The sequence below is a fragment of the Leifsonia sp. Root112D2 genome (genome assembly GCF_001424905.1).
Lineage (GTDB): Bacteria > Actinomycetota > Actinomycetes > Actinomycetales > Microbacteriaceae > Root112D2.
Genome location: NZ_LMCU01000001.1, coordinates 2428328 through 2446066, shown reverse-complemented (window position 1 = coordinate 2446066; position 17739 = coordinate 2428328). Strand labels below are relative to the sequence as shown.

Genomic DNA, 17739 nt, shown 5'->3' with positions numbered 1-17739 from the left:
GATTAGTCCCCGCCTCAGAGCCACCGCAGCGCGCGACCGTGAGGCTGGGCGAGAGCGACGGGGTCTCCATCGAGAGCCAGTACGAATTCGCCGGGCTGCGGATGCGTGTCACCCAGCCGTTCGGCTACCCCCGGCGTCACGTGGATGCCCTCGTTCGAGATCCAGTGGCCAGGTAGCGAGGTGACGGTCTGCACAAACCGCTTGCGCTCCGCCTCGACCAGGTAGGCGAGCACGGCGGTGTGGAACACCACGAGCGTCGCGTCGGCGGGGGCGGATGCCGCGAGCGCCGGCAACGCCTCGTTGAGATCTCCGCGCACGATCTGCGGCGGATCCGCGCGGGCGATCTGAACGGCAGCGTTCAACCGTGCCCGGCGGTCGTCGTGCTCAGGCCAGATGAGCGCGTCGAGCCAGGCCATGTCATCCGCGTTGTTCACGTCCAGTGGGTTGAGGTCGACGCCTGCCCGCCAGACGACCTGCGGCAGGTGATCGGGCACCGGAACGGGGCCGCTGATGGCGCAGTCGAGAACCACCGTGCTCGGGCCGTCGGTCGGGTCAATCGTGCTGCCGCCGCCATAGCGATAGGAGTATCGCTCAGGGTACAGGCACAGCCCGGCACTTGTCCCCACCTCCAGCAGGGCCAAGGGGCCTGGAACGCGGGCGAGCAATGGCAGCAGCACCGCGCATCGGCCTGCCTCGTTCGTCTGCGTCGCGTGAGTCTCGGCCACCGCACGTACGCGCGGCCAGTTGGCGAGCATCCATTCGCGAAAAACGGAGTAAGAACCCCAGGGAACCGTGAGGTACCGCGCGGCAGCGAAGACCAGATTCACCTGTCGTTTGCGTGGCGGCAGTTCGTCGATCAATGCGATGACCTCCGGATCGTCGGCAACGCCCAGCGCCCACTCGCGATACAACGGCGAGGTATCCGCCTCCACCTCGCCGAAGAGCCGGTAGATATCAGCCGTGCTGCGCTCGTTCTGCGCACCACGTTCCGCAACGGGTTCCATGACCGCATTCTCACACGGGGGCGCATGGCGCGCGACTAAGGTTGTTTGCGGCGATCACGAGTCGCCGAAAACAATCAACAGCGCCAAAGGAGTGCACCGTTGCCCGGAGAAAACCTCACCCGCGTCGAAGCCCAGGAGCGCGCAGCGCTCATCAGCACCGAGAGCTATGACGTCACGCTCGACCTCACCCAGGGGGCGGAAACGTTCCGCAGCGAGACGACCGTTCGCTTCGGTGCGAAGGCGGGCGCATCCACCTTCATCGACGCCATCACGCACACCGTGCACTCGGTAACGCTGAACGGCGAGACGCTCGATCCTGCCGTGGTCAGCGATGGCGTGCGCATCCAGCTCAGCAATCTCAAGGACGAGAATGAGCTGACAGTGGTGGCGGATGCGCTCTACACGAACTCGGGCGAGGGCTTGCACCGCTTCGTCGACCCCGTCGACGGCGAGGTGTACCTGTACAGCCAGTTCGAGGTCCCCGACTCGCGGCGCATGTACGCCGTCTTCGAGCAGCCCGACCTCAAGGCCGTCTTCACTTTCACGGTGACCGCGCCCGCACACTGGCGGCTCGTCAGCAACTCGCCGACGCCGCAGCCGACGGATGCCGGCGAAGGCTCGAAGACCTGGGTATTCCCGCCCACCCCGCGTATCTCCTCCTACATCACCGCGCTCATCGCAGGGCCGTACGAGTCCGTGCACAGCGAGCTGACCAGCCGCGACGGACGCACCATTCCGCTCGGCGTGTACGCACGCAAGAGCCTCGCCGAGTTTCTCGATGCCGACTACATCTTCGAGAAGACCCGCCAGGGCTTCGCCTATTACGAGGAGAAATTCGACTACGCCTACCCGTTCGAGAAGTACGACCAGCTCTTCGTTCCCGAGTTCAACGCGGGCGCGATGGAGAACGCGGGCGCAATCACGTTCACGGAGACCTACGTTTTCCGCTCCAAGGTGACGGATGCCATCAAGGAGCGTCGCGTCGTGACGATTCTGCACGAGCTGGCGCACATGTGGTTCGGCGATCTCGTCACCATGAAGTGGTGGAACGACCTGTGGCTGAACGAGTCGTTCGCTGAGTACGCCTCGACGCTCGCCACCGCCGAAGCCACCGAGTGGACCGAAGCGTGGACCACCTTCGCCGCCATGGAGAAAAGCTGGGCGTACCGCCAGGACCAGCTGCCCTCGACCCACCCCATCGTCGCCACGATCAACGACCTCGAGGATGTACAGGTCAACTTCGACGGCATCACCTACGCCAAGGGTGGATCGGTGCTCAAGCAGCTCGGAGCCTGGGTGGGCCAGGACGAGTTTCTCGCCGGCGTCTCGCAGTACTTCACGAAGCACGCCTACGGCAACACCGAGCTGCGCGACCTGCTCGTCGAACTTGAGGCCACGAGCGGCCGTGACCTGAGCGGCTGGTCGAAACTGTGGCTGGAGACCGCGGGCGTGAACACGCTGCGCCCCGAGATCCAGACGGATGCCGACGGCACAATCACCGCGTTTGCGGTCCTGCAGAGCGCTCCCGCCGACTACCCCACCATTCGCCCACATCGCCTCGCGATCGGGTTCTACAACGTGCGCGAGGGAAAGCTCCTGCGCGATCACCGGATCGAACTCGATGTCGACGGCGAGCGCACGGATATCGCTGAGCTGGTCGGCCTCGGCCGCCCCGACCTCGTGCTCATCAACGATGACGATCTGGCCTACGCCAAGATCCGCCTCGACGCTGCGTCGCTGAAGGTCGCCATCGAGCACCTGGCGAAGATCGAGAGCCCGCTCGCCCGCTCGCTCGTGTGGGGTTCCGTGTGGGATGCCACGCGTGACGCCGAGACGCCGGCCGGCGACTACGTGCGCCTCGTTCTCAACAACATCGCGACCGAGACCGAGTCGACCACGATTCGCACCACGCTCAACCAGCTCGTGCTGGCGGCGACGGCATACGTGGCACCGGCGCGACAGAAGCAGACAGCCGAGGAGGCGGCATCCGCCCTGTGGCAGCTCGCACAGCAGGCCGAGGCGGGCAGCGATGCGCAGTTCCAGTTCGTGAAGTTCTTCGCCGCGCTCGCATCGACCGAGGAACACCTGCGTGCGATCGCCGCCCTGCGCGACGGCTCCACGACACTCGACGGCCTGGAGATCGACACCGACCTGGCCTGGGAGCTGCTGATCGCCCTCGTAGCCGGCGGCAAGGCCGGCACGGCTCAGATCGAGGCTGCCCGCGCCGCGGACAACACCGCCAACGGCGGCCAGTTCGCCGCACAGGCGGCTGCCGCGTTGCCGACGGTCGAGGGCAAGAGCGCCGCGTGGGCATCGGTCTTCGACGCGGACACGGCCGCGAACACCATGGTGCGCTACACGGGCATCGGCTTTCAGCGGGCAGCGGACACGAGCGTTTTCGAGTCTTTCGTGCCGCGCTACTTCGAGGCGCTGCAGGGCGTCTGGGAGTCACGCTCCTACAAGATCGCCGAGTACCTCGTCGACGGCTTCTACCCGGCGGCGCTGGCCAACAGCGCCCTCGTCGAGGCCACCCGAGCCTGGCTCGACGCGAACCCAGAGCCCGTGGCGCTGCGGCGCCTCGTGGTGGAGAACCTCGCCGGCGTCGAGCGCGCCCTGCGCGCCCAGGCTCGCGACGAATAGCCGCTGACGACCCCATCGGAGGGGCCGTGGTACCTCGGTACCACGGCCCTGCCGCGTTAAACCCGCCGCGCGGGGGACTCCGTCGTTGCGCATCTATTCCTATTCTGGAATACATGATCGAGATACAAGGGCTCACCAAGCGCTACGGCGCCAAGACCGCCGTCGACAACATCACCGCAACCGTACGACCCGGACTCGTCACCGGCTTTCTCGGCCCGAACGGCGCCGGCAAGTCCACGACGATGCGCACCGTCGTGGGGCTGGATCGCCCGAGCGAGGGCAGCGTCACGGTGAACGGAAAACGGTACGCCGAACACCGTGCCCCGCTGCACGAAGTCGGCGCGCTGCTGGACGCCAAGGCCATCCACACCGGACGAACCGCCTTCAACCACCTGCTGGCGATGGCCGCCACCCACGGCATCGGCCGGGCACGCGTGCACGAGGTCATCGCCATGACCGGTCTCGAGACCGTTGCGAGCAAGCGGGTCGGCGGCTTCTCGCTCGGCATGGGCCAGCGCCTCGGCATCGCCGCTGCCCTGCTCGGCGATCCGCAGACACTCATCCTCGACGAGCCCGTCAACGGCCTCGACCCCGAGGGCGTGATGTGGGTGCGCCAGCTCACCAAGTATCTTGCCTCGCAGGGTCGCACCGTCTTTCTCTCCTCGCATCTCATGAGCGAGATGGCCCAGACCGCCGACCACATCATCGTGCTCGGGCGCGGCCGCATCATCGCGGATGCCCCGGTCAGCGAGATTCTCGCGGCGGCGAAGGGCACCTCCGTGCGCGTGCGTACCCCGCAGGCCGACGATCTCGCCCGCCGAATCGCCGGCGCGGATGTCACGGTGACCAGCACAGACAGCGACCAGCTTCAGGTCGTGGGGCTGGCATCCGCTCAGATCGGCGAGGCGGCCGCCCAGGCCGGAATCGTGCTGCACGAACTGACCCCCGTCGGCGCCTCGCTCGAGGATGCCTATCTCGAACTCACCCAGGACGACGTCGAATACCACTCGGAGGTTTCCCGATGACCACGGCAACAGCTCCCGCAACCCACGTGCCCAGCACGCCGGCCACCACCGGCGTGACCTTCGGCCGGGTCATGCGAAGCGAATGGATCAAACTGCGCACGCTGCGCTCCACCGTGTGGTGCTTCGGCATCATCGCGCTGCTCACCATCGGCTTCGGCATCTTGCTCGCCTTCACGGTCAATACCGGCGGCACCGTGGACGAGGAGTCGCAAAAGGGCCTGGCGGTCAACGTCGCGACGCTCGGCGTGAACTTCACACAGCTGGTTGCCGCCGTGCTCGGCGTGCTCATCATCAGTGGCGAGTACTCGACGGGCATGATCCGCTCGACATTCGCGGCGGTGCCCGCGCGGCTGCCCGCCCTGTTCGCGAAGGCGCTCGTGCTTGCCCTGACGACATTCGTGGTCGCGCTCGTCTCCATCGCGATTACCGCGCTTGTGACGATCCCGATCCTCTCGGGCAAAGGCATCGAGCCGCACCTGGGCGACCCCGGGGTGCTGTGGGCTCTGCTTGGCGGCGCGGGCTACCTTGCCCTGATCGCCGTGATGGCGCTCGCCTTCGGCGCGATCCTGCGCAGCAGCGCCGGAGGTATCGCCACGGCCCTTGGTCTCTTGCTGGTCGTTCCGCTGGTGCTGCAGATTTTCGCGTCGCTCACGAATGCGCAGTGGATCCAGAACGTCATGGCGTTCCTGCCCTCCAGCGCCGGCGGAAAGATGTTCGAACTCGGGCACAGCGCAGCGGCGCAGGCCGCTGCCCAGCCGCCGGCCGGGCTCGTCGTTCTCGACGGCGTGCAGGGTCTGCTTGTGCTGCTGGCCTGGATCGTCGTGCTGCTGACGACCGCGTCCGTGCTGCTGAAGCGGCGGGACGCGTAAAGTCCTGAGCATGGCGCAATCCGCGATCTCCCTCGGCCGCACGGCTTCTGCGGCCGAGGGAGATTTGCGTCTGCCCCGGCCGCCCGGCGTCATCCGCCGGTTCTGGGCCCGGCATCCGTGGGTCACCGATTCGCTCATCACCGCGTTCTACGCGATCCCCGTTCTCGTGGGCACGATCGTGCTCGCGGCACGCCCCTCTTCAGATGCCGGCGCCGCCGTGCTCGACGTTCTCGGCATCGTCTTCGCCACGGTGTCGGTGGCGGCAGTGCTGCTGCGGCGACGAATACCACTGACCGCCCTGGGAGTGTCGATCTTCTGCGCGACCATCGCCTTCCCCTGGCAGGGCAGCCTTCTTGCCTTCGGAATCTGCTTCCTGCTCTACGCCGTGGCGGTCTATCGCTCGAATCGCGCGGCGTGGATCGGCCTCGCCTGTGCGGTCGCCGCACTGAGCATCGGCTCACTCCTGCCGCTGCCACGACCCACCGACTTCGGTATCGGCAGCGCGCCTGTTGCGACGTGGGCGGTACTGATGCTGCTGGCGGTGCTCATCGGCGTGAATATCGGCAACCGCAAGCGTTACCTTGAGGCCTTGCTCGATCGTGCCGCACAGCTCGCCCGGGAACGCGACCAGCAGGCGCAACTCGCCACCGCGGCCGAGCGCGCGCGCATCGCCCGGGAGATGCACGACATCGTCTCGCACAGCCTCACCGTGATGGTGACACTCGCCGATGGTTCCGCGGCCCTGACCGGCACGGCGCCCGAACGCTCGGAGGCGGCGATGCGCCAGGTCGCCGAAACCGGCCGCCAGGCCCTGACCGAGATGCGGCGCATGCTGGGCGTGCTCACCGAGCAGGAATCCGCGTCGGGCGACGCACTCGCCCCTCAGCCGGGAACTGACAGCCTTGCGGCGCTCATCGAGACATTCCGCACCGCCGGCCTGCCGGTACGATCTTCCGTCACCGGTATCGCGCCGAACGATCCGGGGCGCCAGCTCACGGTCTTCCGCACCGTGCAGGAATCGCTGACGAACGCCCTGCGGTACGCGCCGGATGCGACGACCGTCGCCGTCGACATCCGCTACGCCGCGCGGACCGTCGCCATCACCGTCTCGGATAACGGCAGCGGCACCTTCGTGCCGGGCCAGGGCGCGGCCCGTGGGCTGGTCGGCATCGCGGAGCGCGTCGCGCTCTATGGTGGAACCGTGACCTCCGGTCCGCGCGACGGCGGCGGCTGGCGGGTTCGCGCCGAATTCGATGCCGGGGAGGGCAACGACGCATGACCGCGATCCGCATTCTTCTGGTGGACGACCAGGCACTCGTGCGCATGGGCTTTCGCATGGTGCTCGATGCCGAGCCCGATCTGCAGGTCGTCGGCGAGGCATCCGACGGCGAGGAAGCGGTTCGGCTGGCAGCCAGCGAGCAGCCGGATGTCGTGCTCATGGATGTGCGCATGCCCCGCCTCGACGGCATCGAGGCCACGCGACGCATCATCGCGGCCAGACCGGAGAGCCGCGTCATCATTCTCACCACCTTCGACCTCGACGAATACGCCTTCGGGGGCCTGCGCGCCGGCGCGAGCGGTTTTCTGCTCAAGGACGCCCGGCCCGCGGAACTGCTGGGGGCGATCCGCTCGGTCGTCAGCGGAGACGCAGTCATTTCCGGCCGGGTCACCCGCAAGATGCTCGAACTGTTTTCGACGCAACTCCCGACCGAACCGGCGCCCGGCACGGATGCCTCACCGGATGCCGCGGCGGCGCTGACCCCGCGTGAGCGCGAGGTGCTGCTTGCCATCGGAGAGGGCCTCACCAATGCCGAGCTGGCCACGCGCCTGTTCCTGACGGAATCAACGGTAAAGACCCACGTGGGACGGGTGCTGCAGAAGCTCGGGCTGCGTGATCGGGTGCAGGCCGTGATCTTCGCGTACGAGAACGGGCTCGTGCGGCGATGATGATGCAGAGGGCGCGCCCAGCGGTCACGCAGAGGCACGCCGATAGACTGGCATGCCTATGAAAGCGACCAACGTGATGACCGATTTCTGGAATGCCATCGGCGCACCTTTCTCGGCCGGGGGCTGGGGCTGGCGGCTCATCACCATTGCAATCATCATCATCGTGGCGTTCCTGGCCAGTTGGATTCTGCGCGTTGTCATTCGACACGTCGTCGACCGCATCGTCAACGGGGTGAAAAGCAAGCAGAACGTCGACGACACGCAGGCGCTCATGGTCTCCCCGCTCGCTGCGGTTCGAGTCGTTCAGCGCACGCGCACCCTGGGTTCGGTGCTGAGCAATATCATCAACGTCATAGTGGTGATAGTCGCGATCCTCTTGATCGTGAACACCATCGACAAGACCATCATCGGCTCGTTCGCCCTGCTCACCGCGGCCCTCGGCGCCGGCCTCGGTTTCGGCGCCCAGAACATCGTCAAGGACGTGCTCAACGGGCTGTTCATGGTTGTCGAGGATCAACTCGGCGTCGGCGATGTCGTCGACGTCGGGCCGGCGACGGGTGTTGTCGAGGCGGTGGGCATCCGCATCACCCAGGTGCGCGACGTGAATGGAACGCTGTGGTTCGTGCGCAACGGCGAGATTCTGCGCGTCGGCAATATGTCGCAGGGCTGGGCCCGCGTGATCATTGATCTCGCGATTCCCTACGACGCGGATGTCGACGCCGTGCAGCACGCGATGCTTGAGGCAGCGAACGAGCTCGTTGCCACACCCAAATGGCGCTCGCGCATACTCGACAAGGCCGAGTTGTGGGGAATGGAATCGATCTCGGAGGACGCCCTCGTCATTCGCATCGTTCTCAAGACCCGCACGAATGCGAAAGACGATGTTGCGCGCGAGCTGCGGGTACGGCTGAAGAAGGCCGTTGACGCGCTCGATGTGAAGCTGCCGGCGCTGAACACCGTCGTGCTCACCGGATTCGACGGCGCGACCAGCGTCACCGGAGCCCGGCCGCCACGCACCAAGCCGGTGACCGTGGTGCCGCCCGTGAAGAAGCTCAAAGGCAGGGCGGCCCGCAACGCGCGCGCCGGCGCCGTCGATCCACGATCGATCTCGACGGTTCATCAGACGCCCGCACACCAGACGAAACCGGAGAATCCGCATGAGTGACAACGAGCCGCCCGCAGCGCCGAGTCCGATCATCCTGCGTGGCAGCTCCGGTGGTGCCCAACTCGGCGAGACGTTCTACGAGCAGGTGGGCGGTCACGAGACATTCCAGCGTCTGGTCGACGAGTTCTACCGCGGCGTGGCCGACGACCCCGTGCTGAAGCCCATGTACCCGGAGGAAGATCTCGGCCCTGCCGCCGAGCGGCTGCGCATGTTCCTCGAGCAATACTGGGGCGGGCCAGGCACCTACAGCGAGCAGCGCGGGCATCCGCGGCTGCGCATGCGTCACGTGCCGTTCACGGTGAATCCGGATGCCCGCGACCGCTGGCTGCACCACATGCGCGTCGCGATTGACACGCTGACGCTGCCGCCGCTGCAGGACGCCACGCTCTGGGCGTATCTCGACCGTGCCGCACACGCCATGGTGAACACTTTCGACGAATAGTCGCACTCCGTCGGGGGTGGGACGTCTCGCCGAATAGCATGGAAAGACATCACCCGCGACAAAGGAGTTGGACGGATGACGGAGAACGTGCGGCGCGACGACGCCATTATCGTGGGCGCCGGGCTTGCCGGGCTGGTAGCTGCAGCCGAAGTGCTGGATGCGGGCAAGACCGTCACGATTCTCGAGCAGGAGCCTGCGGCCTCTCTCGGCGGGCAGGCCTGGTGGTCCTTCGGCGGACTTTTTCTCGTGGGCTCCCCCGAACAGCGGCGCATGGGCATCCGCGATTCGGCCGAGCTCGCACGGCAGGACTGGTTCGGTACCGCGGGCTTCGACCGCGAGGAAGATACCTGGCCGCGAGCGTGGGCCGAGGCGTACCTCGACTTCGCCGCGGGCGAAAAGCGCGCCTGGCTGCGAGGAAAGGGTGTGCGTTTCTTTCCCGTCGTTGGTTGGGCCGAGCGCGGCGGATACACCGCTGGCGGGCACGGCAACTCCGTTCCCCGCTTCCACATCACCTGGGGCACGGGCCCCGGCGTGCTCGAGCCGTTCCTGCGCCGGGTGCGTCAGGGGGTGGATGACGGCACCGCTCGCATCCTGCACCGCCGCCGCGTCACGGAACTGATCGTCGAAAGCGGGGCCGTCGTGGGCGCACGCGGCGAGGTGCTCGCACCGGATGCCGCGCTGCGCGGCGAGGCGAGCAACCGCGACATCGCCGGTGACTTCGAGCTGCGGGCGCCGGCCGTCGTGGTGACCAGCGGTGGCATCGGCGGCAACCATGAGCTGGTTCGCGCGCAGTGGCCCGAGCGACTCGGCACTCCCCCGGCACACATGTTGTCGGGCGTGCCTGCGCACGTGGACGGACTGATGCTCGGCATTGCCGAGCGCGCGGGGGCACGCCTGATCAACGGCGACCGCATGTGGCACTACGTGGAGGGCATCGAGAACTGGAGCCCCGTGTGGCAGCGGCACGGCATCCGCATTCTGCCTGGGCCGTCTTCGCTGTGGCTGGATGCGACGGGCAAGCGCCTGCCCATCCCCTTGTTTCCCGGATTCGACACCCTCGGCACGCTCGAACACCTGAGGAGAACCGGCCACGATCACAGCTGGTTCGTTCTGACGCAGAAGATCATCGAGAAGGAATTCGCCCTCTCGGGCAGCGAACAGAACCCCGATCTGACCAACAAGGACTACAAGCTGCTGGCCAGGCGGGTTCTGCCCGGCGCCCCGGCTCCCGTGGAGGCATTCAAAGAGAAGGGTGCCGACTTTGTGGTCGCCGACACGCTGCCCGAGCTGCTCGCGGGGATGCAGAGGCTGGCCGGCGACGAGCTGGATACCGTGCTCGTTGAGCAGCACATCCGCGAACGCGACCGTGAGCTGGACAACGACTTCTCGAAGGATGCCCAGATCACGGCCCTGCGCGGCGCCCGAAACTACCGGGGTGACAAGCTCATCCGCGTGGCGAGCCCGCACAAGCTGCTCGATGAGAAGGCCGGTCCGCTCATCGCCGTGAAGCTGCACATTCTCACCCGCAAGTCGCTCGGCGGCATCGAGACCGACCTGTCGGCGCGCGCACTGACGGCAGACGGGCGGCCGATCTCCGGGCTGTACGCCGCGGGTGAGGCCAGCGGCTTCGGCGGGGGCGGTGTGCATGGCTACCGCTCGCTCGAGGGCACCTTCCTGGGCGGATGCCTGTTCTCGGGCCGCATCGCCGGTCGCGCGGTCGCGGCGCTCTGACCGCCACGCGCGAGCCGAACTGCTACCGCTTGAGGGTCCAGGACTGGCGGCGCACGAGCACGTGGCCGCCGCGGGAGGTCAGACGCGTCCACGGACCCGTCTCATAGATGGTGACGGCCTCATCCGGGTGCAGAAAGCCCAGGCTGAACGCCGCGAAGGCTGCTCCGGCTGGCACGTATTCGAGGTCGTCGAGCGGACGGCCCCACACCTCGGAACGCACCCGCTGCACGAGCTGCTCGCCGGTGCCGGTGGGAATCTCGGTGGCTATCGTCTCGATGCCGTCGCGAGCCGCGGCATCCAGCGTCTCGAAGGAGGTATCGCCCACGTGCCGCCAGCCACCGCGCGGGGGCGAGATGCCCGCCCAGGTGACGGTGCTGACCTCCAGCGGCATGCGGATGCCGATGGGCCCGTCAGCGTCGCCGAGCGTGCCCTCGAGACGGGCCAGCCGGTCGAGCAGCGAGCGGGTGGGAACCACCGCATCGAAGACGGCGTCCTTGTCGGTTGCGAAGGTGCGCAGGCCGAGAACCGTCGGGGTCTGGTCAAGCAGGCCACGGGGGTAGAGAATCGCCGAATATACGGCGAGCACGCCCGAGCCGGCGATGAGACGCACGGAACCGTCCTCGACGCGACCCGCCCGCGAGACGTAGGCCTGAAGATCGGCGACGGCGAGGGGGTCCACGAGGGAGAATGTCTGACTCATCTGCTGTCTAAACTACCAAGTGACGCGCCCCACGAAGGAGACATCATGCACGAGCCCCTCGAATCGCTGCTGACCGCCCTCGATCTGACCGACACCGGGGCACGCACGAACGAGGACATCTTCACGGGGCCGTCGCAATGGAACCCGCAACGCCGGGTCTTCGGCGGGCAGGTTCTGGCGCAGTCTCTCGTCGCGGCCATGCGCACGACACCCGATGAGCGGGTCGTACACTCCATGCACGGCTATTTTCTGCGCCCCGGCGACATCGAGCAGACCATCACCTTCTCGGTGGATCGCATTCATGACGGGCGCTCGTTCTCCACGCGGCGTGTGCAGGCGTATCAGAGCGGCCTGCCCATCCTCTCGATGATCGCCTCCTTCCAGGATGAGGACGACGGTCTCGACCACCAGCTCGAGATGCCGTCTGATATCCCCCACCCCGAGACGCTGCCGAGCGCCGCCGAAGCGCTCAACGGGGTCGAGCATCCGGCCGCCGAATTCTGGGCCAACGACCGGCCGTTCGACATTCGACATGTCGGGGACCCCATCTATCTGCGGGTCAACGGCGCCCATGTCGCGCACCAGGCGGTGTGGATCAAGGCGATAGGCACCCTGCCCGACGACGAGAACCTGCACAGGGCGGCTCTGGCATACGCCAGCGATTACTCTCTGCTCGAATCGATCTTTCGCCGCCACGGCATCGCCTGGGTGACGCCCGGCCTGAAGGCCGCAAGCCTGGACCACGCCATGTGGTGGCACCGCTTCAGCCGGGTCGACCAGTGGCTGCTCTACACCCAGGAGTCCCCCAGCGCGACCCACGGGCGCGGACTCGCGCTCGGCCGCATCTACACTCGCGACGGCGTTCTCGTGGCCAGTGTGGCGCAGGAGGGCATGGTGCGGGTGCCGTCGGGGCACTAGCCGGGGTCTTACTGCCCGAAGCTGCTGCGCAGCATCACCTCGCCCGTCGATACGGCACGGATGTCGACGGACTCGATCTCGGCTCGGGACAGGCTCGTGGTGGCCGTGGGCGTCACCGTTCCACCCGGCCGCGCCAGCCAACTCGACACCTGTGTCTCGGCGCCCGAGCGATCGGTGACGTACATGGCGTAGGCGATACCGGCGGTCGGGTAGTTACTGCCGCCCGGCGGCGGGCTGGGTGGGGGCTTTTCGCCGTAGTGGCAGTTCGACTCGATGCGGGTGCCCCACGGTTCGGAGACGAGACGGATGTCCGCGCTCAGCGTTGACGGGTTCACCCGGCTCATCGCTATGACGGCCGAGGAGGCGCCATCGACGGCTCCGGTGACGAGCCCAGGAACGATCAGCGCCGCAGCCGCGGCGCAAGCGGCCACGGCGACGGTGGCCGTCACGGTGAACGCGCGCCGTCGCATCCGGCTGCGACGAGCGGCCGCGAGAAGTCGAGGCAGCGAATCTGCGGGGGACGAGGAGGCCTGCAGGTGCTGCTGCGTCGACTGCGGGTGCAGTAGCAGCTGCCGCGCATCGTCGGCCGGCACGCGCGCCAGCAGTCCCGGCATGGCGGTGAGTTCACCGACCGCGGAAGTGCATTCGGCGCACCCCGCGAGGTGATCCTCGAACTCGCGCCGCTCGGAGGGCGAGAGCGCGCCCAGAACGTAGGCGGCATCCCACTCGGCGAAGGGATCGTTGCGCAGCGTCATCGCCCCGTCACCCCTCGTTCCTGAAGCGCGAGCCGCAGAGCCCTCATACCGTAGTGCAGCCGCGACTTGACGGTGCCCTCGGGAATATCGAGTTCGTGGGCCACCTCCGCAACAGATCGTCCGCCGTAGTACGCGTGCACGATGACGGCGCGATGGTCGTGCGAAAGGTCGCCGAGGGCATCCGCCACCAGCCAGGCATCGAGCAGCGCCTCGGCATCGTCGCCACTGTTGTCGTCGGCACTGTCGCCCTCGGGCGGTTCATCGGTGGAGAGCTCGTGCCGCGCACGAGCACTGCGCTTCTCGTCGATGACCAGATTGCGAGCCACGGTGAACAGCCACGCACGGGCGGATGTCTCACTCTGGTCGAGCACGCGGGGCCTGCGCCACGCACGCAGCAGCGTCTCCTGCACGACGTCGTCGGCCAGCGCGTGGTCGCCAGTGAGGTGCACAACATATCGCCGCAGCGCGGGCGCGTGCTGGTCGTGCAGCTCGCGCAGCAACTGCGTCGCGTCGTTCGCCATCACAGCCTCCAACAGTGACACGGTAGCGCCGGACAAATAGTTCAATCTGTCAAGATCTCAGCGAATCTGAACCGGATGCCCATCGTCATCGTGCATACAGGTGACAGAGTCAACGTACCCGTACCGTCGACATGACCGCGCACGCCAGGGAGAATCATGACCGAATCGCCATCCATCACCCGTCGCTCGCTCATCGCCGCCGGAGGGGCTTCCGCGATCGGAGCCGGCGCTCTGGTTCTGGCCGCGTGTACCCCGGGTGGAGCGGAGACGCCGGCCGGATCGGATCAGCAGGCGAGCTCAGGCGACGCGGCGAGCCCGAGTACGGGCTCAAGCAGCGGCTCGAGCACAGGCACGGGCGCTTCCGGCGGAACGGCCGTGGCGAAGCTCTCCGACATTCCCGTCGGTGGCACGGCCAAGGCAACCCTGAACGGCGCGCCCATCCTGCTCGCGCAGCCGACTGCCGGAAAGGTCATCGCCTTCAGCGCCATCTGCACGCATCAGGGTTGCACTGTCGCACCGGCTGGCAAAGAATTCGACTGCCCCTGTCACGGATCGCGCTTCGCTGCCGCCACCGGTAAAGTGCTGGGCGGGCCGGCGCCGAGCCCGCTGCACAAGCTGACCGTCACTGTCACCGGCGACGACGTCAGCGTCTCCTGAGAGCGAAGCATCCATGGAATTCAACGGCCTGCCGCTGCACATTCTGCTCGTACACGTCGCCGTAGTGCTCGTGCCGCTCTCGGCGCTGTGCACACTCGCATCGGCGGTGTGGCCCGCCGCGCGACGACGGCTCGGCATCGTGACGCCGCTGCTGGCACTCGTGGTGCTCATCCTCATTCCCATCGTGACGGATGCCGGCCAATGGTTGCAGGAGCGCGTGCACACCACTCCGCTGATCGCCGCCCATGCCGCCATCGGGCTCACGCTCTACCCGTGGGTCGTCGCGGGCTTCATCGTGGCGCTCGTGCAGTGGCTCTGGTACTGGTTGGTGCGGCGCCGGGGGGCTGAGCGGGCTCCCGGTCGGAGCATCCGGTGGACCGTCGCCGTGGTGCTCGCCCTGGCGTCGCTGACGGTCGCCGTCGGTTCAACCGTGCTCGTGGTGCAGATCGGCGAGTCCGGCGCCCGGGCAGTGTGGCAGAACTCGTTCAGCGAGACGCCGAAGTAGCCGACTGGGAGCTACAGCCGGGTCTTAGCGCCGGCTGAATGCCACGGGCGCCTCGAGGTAGGGTTCCCAGGCCGCGCGCTCGGTTGCCGTGATGCGGCGCGGGCGCTGCGTTGCGGCATCCACCAGCACGATCGTTGTCGTCGCCCGAGCGAAGATCAGGTCGTCGGATGCCTCGAGCGGGGAATGTACCTCGTAACAGACCTCGAGACTGGCGCCACCGAGCCTGCCCAACCAGAGTTGAATGTCGATCGGCTGGCGCAGGTACGGAATCGGCAGCAGGTACTCGATCTCCTGCCGCGCTATCAGCGTGAGGGTGGCTGCGCCGGGACGGCCATCGAGCACGCGCGTGGTGAGCGGGGTTCCGAGCGTGTCGACCTGGGCCTTGCCATCGCCCTCGTCGGTCACCCAGAACGCGTGGATGCGCGCCTCTTCGAACAGGCGCAGCATCTCGGCGTTGTTGACGTGCCCATAGGCGTCGAAATCGCTCCAGCGCAGGGGTATGGGCACATGCAACCGGGTCACGCGCCGCCCTAGCCTCTCGTGAGCTTGCGGTAGGCGGAGCGGTGTGGCTTGGCCGCGTCGGGGCCGAGCCGCTCGATCTTGTTCTCTTCGTAGGACTCGAAGTTGCCCTCGAACCAGTACCAATTGGCCGGGTTCTCCTCGGTGCCCTCGTACGAGAGGATGTGGGTCGCGATGCGGTCGAGGAACCACCGGTCGTGAGTGATCACCACGGCGCATCCGGGAAACTCGAGCAGGGCGTTTTCGAGACTGGAGAGGGTCTCGACGTCCAGGTCGTTTGTCGGTTCGTCGAGCAGCAGCAGATTGCCACCCTGCTTGAGCGTGAGCGCCAGGTTGAGGCGGTTGCGCTCACCACCGGAGAGCACTCCGGCCTTTTTCTGCTGGTCTGGCCCCTTGAAGCCGAAGGTCGACACGTAGGCGCGCGAGGGCACCTCGGTCTTGCCGACCTGAATGTAGTCCTGGCCGTCTGAGACGACCTCCCACAGCGTCTTGTTGGGATCGATTCCGCCGCGGCTCTGGTCGACGTAGGAGATGTCTACCGTCTCGCCGACCTTGAGCGTGCCGCCGTCGAGCGGTTCGAGGCCCACGATGGTCTTGAACAGGGTGGTCTTTCCCACGCCGTTGGGGCCGATGATGCCCACGATGCCGTTGCGCGGAAGCGTGAAGCTGAGGCCGTCGATCAGAACACGGTCGCCGAAGCCCTTCTTGAGCTTGGACGCGTCGATGACCTGGGCGCCGAGTCGGGGGCCGACGGGAATCTGGATTTCCTCGAAGTCCAGCTTTCTGGTGCGCTCCGCCTCGGTTGCCATCTCTTCGTAGCGAGCGAGACGGGCCTTGGACTTGGCCTGGCGGCCCTTGGCGTTGCTGCGTACCCAGTCGAGTTCTTCGGCGAGGCGCTTCGCGAGCTTCTGGTCGCGCTTGCCCTGCACCTGCAGGCGCTCCTGCTTCTTCTCGAGGTACGTGGAGTAGTTGCCCTCGTACGGGTAGAGGTGGCCGCGGTCGACCTCGGCGATCCATTCCGCAACGTGGTCGAGAAAATACCGGTCGTGTGTCACGGCGAGCACGGCGCCGTGATAGCTCGCCAAGTGCTGTTCGAGCCAGAGCACGCTCTCGGCGTCGAGGTGGTTTGTGGGCTCATCGAGCAGCAGCAGATCGGGCTTCTGCAGCAGCAGCTTGCAGAGCGCAACGCGGCGCTTTTCACCACCGGAGAGCACGTCGACGCGGGCGTCGCTCGGCGGGCATCGCAGGGCATCCATCGCCTGTTCCAGTTGGGAGTCGAGGTCCCAGGCATCCGCGGCGTCGATGGCCTCCTGCAGGGTGCCCATCTCGGCGAGCAGGGTGTCGAAGTCGGCGTCGGGCTCAGCCATCGCGGCGGAGATCTCGTTGAAGCGGTCGAGCTTGCCCTTGATCTCGCCGACGCCCTCCTGCACGTTCTCGAGCACCGTCTTCGATTCGTCAAGCACCGGCTCCTGCATGAGAATGCCCACGGTGTAGCCGGGCGAGAGCTTGGCCTCACCGTTGCTCGGGGTGTCAAGGCCAGCCATGATCTTGAGGATGGTCGACTTTCCCGCGCCGTTCGGACCGACGACGCCGATCTTCGCCCCCGGCAGGAATGACATGGTCACATCGTCGAGAATGAGCTTGTCACCGACCGCCTTGCGAGCGCGGACCATCGAGTAAATGTATTCGGCCATGATTCAAGTCTACGGGGCGCGCCACACGCCTCGAGGCCGCCCCTCGGCTGCTACCAGCTGATGGGGCGGGTCTTGCCGATCAGGCATTTGCCGGTGGACATCACGCTCGCCACCTCGCTGTGGTAGCCCACGCCGTCAGACCCCCACTGGCCAATGAGGCATTTGTCGTTGAAGAGCACCGAGAACTGCACAGAGCCGGCCGCAAGGTCGATCGACGTCTTGTCGGGCGTCACCTGCATGTTCTTCTTCTCGAACCCCGCGGCGACGAGCGCGTCGATGAAGTCCCGGCCGCCCGGGCTGGGGTGCGCCACGAGAACCTGCTCGTTGACCGCATTGAAGGCGGCGAGATTCTCGGCCGCGCTGAGCTTCGGCCGCAGTGTCGGAGCCGGTGTCTCCCCCGCGTCGGGGGCGACGGGGCCCGTGGTTGACTTCGGGCGCTCGGTGAACGTCGCGCTCGGGCCCGTTGACGCGTTCGACGTCGTCGTACCCGCGTCAGGCGCGGCCGCAGAACAACCGGTGAGGGCGACGACAACGGATGCCACTGCCAGCGCCGTCAGCGCGGCGAGCCCTGCGCGCGTGCCCCTGGGCGAGCGGTGCCGAGCGCCCATGTCACGTCCCTTCGAGCCGCGGCCACCGTCGTGACACGC

General features: G+C 67.0%; 18 protein-coding genes. 11 read left to right on the top strand and 7 right to left on the bottom strand.

Going from position 1 to position 17739, the window contains the following annotated elements; all coding sequences use genetic code 11:
* Positions 1 to 14: 14 nt before the first annotated feature.
* On the bottom strand, positions 15 to 1004 hold the full coding sequence (locus tag ASC63_RS11380; protein WP_055813270.1) for a DUF2332 domain-containing protein: 990 nt from the start codon (positions 1002 to 1004) through the stop codon (positions 15 to 17).
* A gap of 99 nt (positions 1005 to 1103) precedes the next feature.
* On the opposite strand from ASC63_RS11380, the gene pepN reads away from it, so the two are divergent.
* From pepN to ASC63_RS11340, 8 genes are all read left to right on the top strand, one after another.
* A complete protein-coding gene (gene pepN, locus ASC63_RS11375; protein WP_055813268.1) occupies positions 1104 to 3644 on the top strand; it encodes an aminopeptidase N in 2541 nt (846 codons plus the stop codon).
* 113 nt (positions 3645 to 3757) lie between these two features.
* Positions 3758 to 4669, top strand: a complete 912-nt coding sequence (locus ASC63_RS11370; protein WP_055813265.1) for an ATP-binding cassette domain-containing protein — start codon at positions 3758 to 3760, stop codon at positions 4667 to 4669.
* A complete protein-coding gene (locus tag ASC63_RS11365) occupies positions 4666 to 5538 on the top strand; it encodes an ABC transporter permease subunit (RefSeq protein ID WP_055813262.1) in 873 nt (290 codons plus the stop codon). The genes ASC63_RS11370 and ASC63_RS11365 overlap by 4 nt, the downstream gene beginning before the upstream one ends.
* A 10-nt stretch (positions 5539 to 5548) precedes the next feature.
* A complete protein-coding gene (locus tag ASC63_RS11360; protein ID WP_055813260.1) occupies positions 5549 to 6817 on the top strand; it encodes a sensor histidine kinase in 1269 nt (422 codons plus the stop codon).
* On the top strand, positions 6814 to 7485 hold the full coding sequence (locus ASC63_RS11355; protein WP_055813257.1) for a response regulator: 672 nt from the start codon (positions 6814 to 6816) through the stop codon (positions 7483 to 7485). Before ASC63_RS11360 ends, ASC63_RS11355 begins: the two co-directional genes overlap by 4 nt.
* A gap of 58 nt (positions 7486 to 7543) precedes the next feature.
* Positions 7544 to 8650 carry a mechanosensitive ion channel family protein gene (locus ASC63_RS11350; RefSeq protein ID WP_442915057.1) on the top strand — a complete coding sequence of 369 codons (1107 nt, stop codon included), beginning with the start codon at positions 7544 to 7546 and terminating at the stop codon, positions 8648 to 8650.
* Positions 8643 to 9092 carry a globin gene (locus ASC63_RS11345; RefSeq protein WP_082487533.1) on the top strand — a complete coding sequence of 150 codons (450 nt, stop codon included), beginning with the start codon at positions 8643 to 8645 and terminating at the stop codon, positions 9090 to 9092. The genes ASC63_RS11350 and ASC63_RS11345 overlap by 8 nt, the downstream gene beginning before the upstream one ends.
* A gap of 75 nt (positions 9093 to 9167) precedes the next feature.
* Entirely contained in the window at positions 9168 to 10823 is a 1656-nt protein-coding gene (locus ASC63_RS11340; protein ID WP_055813254.1) for an FAD-binding dehydrogenase, read from the top strand.
* 22 nt (positions 10824 to 10845) lie between these two features.
* Here the strand turns inward: ASC63_RS11340 and ASC63_RS11335 are convergent, their stop codons facing one another.
* On the bottom strand, positions 10846 to 11523 hold the full coding sequence (locus tag ASC63_RS11335; protein ID WP_055813251.1) for a hypothetical protein: 678 nt from the start codon (positions 11521 to 11523) through the stop codon (positions 10846 to 10848).
* A 45-nt stretch (positions 11524 to 11568) separates the two neighbouring features.
* Between ASC63_RS11335 and ASC63_RS11330 the strand changes: the two genes are divergently transcribed.
* Complete coding sequence (locus ASC63_RS11330; protein WP_055813248.1) at positions 11569 to 12441, top strand: acyl-CoA thioesterase; 873 nt, start codon at positions 11569 to 11571, stop codon at positions 12439 to 12441.
* Between the two features lie 8 nt (positions 12442 to 12449).
* Here ASC63_RS11330 and ASC63_RS11325 read toward each other — a convergent pair whose 3' ends face one another.
* Together ASC63_RS11325 and ASC63_RS11320 are read right to left on the bottom strand one after the other, a co-directional pair.
* On the bottom strand, positions 12450 to 13196 hold the full coding sequence (locus tag ASC63_RS11325; RefSeq protein WP_055813246.1) for an anti-sigma factor family protein: 747 nt from the start codon (positions 13194 to 13196) through the stop codon (positions 12450 to 12452).
* Entirely contained in the window at positions 13193 to 13717 is a 525-nt protein-coding gene (locus ASC63_RS11320; protein WP_055813242.1) for a sigma-70 family RNA polymerase sigma factor, read from the bottom strand. Before ASC63_RS11320 ends, ASC63_RS11325 begins: the two co-directional genes overlap by 4 nt.
* Positions 13718 to 13873: 156 nt before the next feature.
* On the opposite strand from ASC63_RS11320, the gene ASC63_RS11315 reads away from it, so the two are divergent.
* Positions 13874 to 14374: a Rieske (2Fe-2S) protein gene (locus tag ASC63_RS11315; RefSeq protein ID WP_055813239.1), complete on the top strand. Its 501-nt coding sequence runs from the start codon at positions 13874 to 13876 to the stop codon at positions 14372 to 14374.
* A 13-nt stretch (positions 14375 to 14387) separates the two neighbouring features.
* Positions 14388 to 14879, top strand: a complete 492-nt coding sequence (locus ASC63_RS11310) for a DUF2231 domain-containing protein (protein WP_055813235.1) — start codon at positions 14388 to 14390, stop codon at positions 14877 to 14879.
* 24 nt (positions 14880 to 14903) lie between these two features.
* On the opposite strand, the gene ASC63_RS11305 is transcribed toward ASC63_RS11310, so the two are convergent.
* From ASC63_RS11305 to ASC63_RS11295, 3 genes are read right to left on the bottom strand one after another with little or no spacing between them, the layout of a single operon-like run.
* Positions 14904 to 15401, bottom strand: a complete 498-nt coding sequence (locus tag ASC63_RS11305; RefSeq protein ID WP_055813233.1) for an acyl-CoA thioesterase — start codon at positions 15399 to 15401, stop codon at positions 14904 to 14906.
* An 8-nt stretch (positions 15402 to 15409) separates the two neighbouring features.
* Positions 15410 to 17092: an energy-dependent translational throttle protein EttA gene (gene ettA, locus ASC63_RS11300; protein ID WP_055813230.1), complete on the bottom strand. Its 1683-nt coding sequence runs from the start codon at positions 17090 to 17092 to the stop codon at positions 15410 to 15412.
* Positions 17093 to 17142: 50 nt separating this feature from the next.
* A complete protein-coding gene (locus tag ASC63_RS11295) occupies positions 17143 to 17700 on the bottom strand; it encodes a DUF6993 domain-containing protein (protein WP_055813228.1) in 558 nt (185 codons plus the stop codon).
* Positions 17701 to 17739 lie beyond the last annotated feature (39 nt).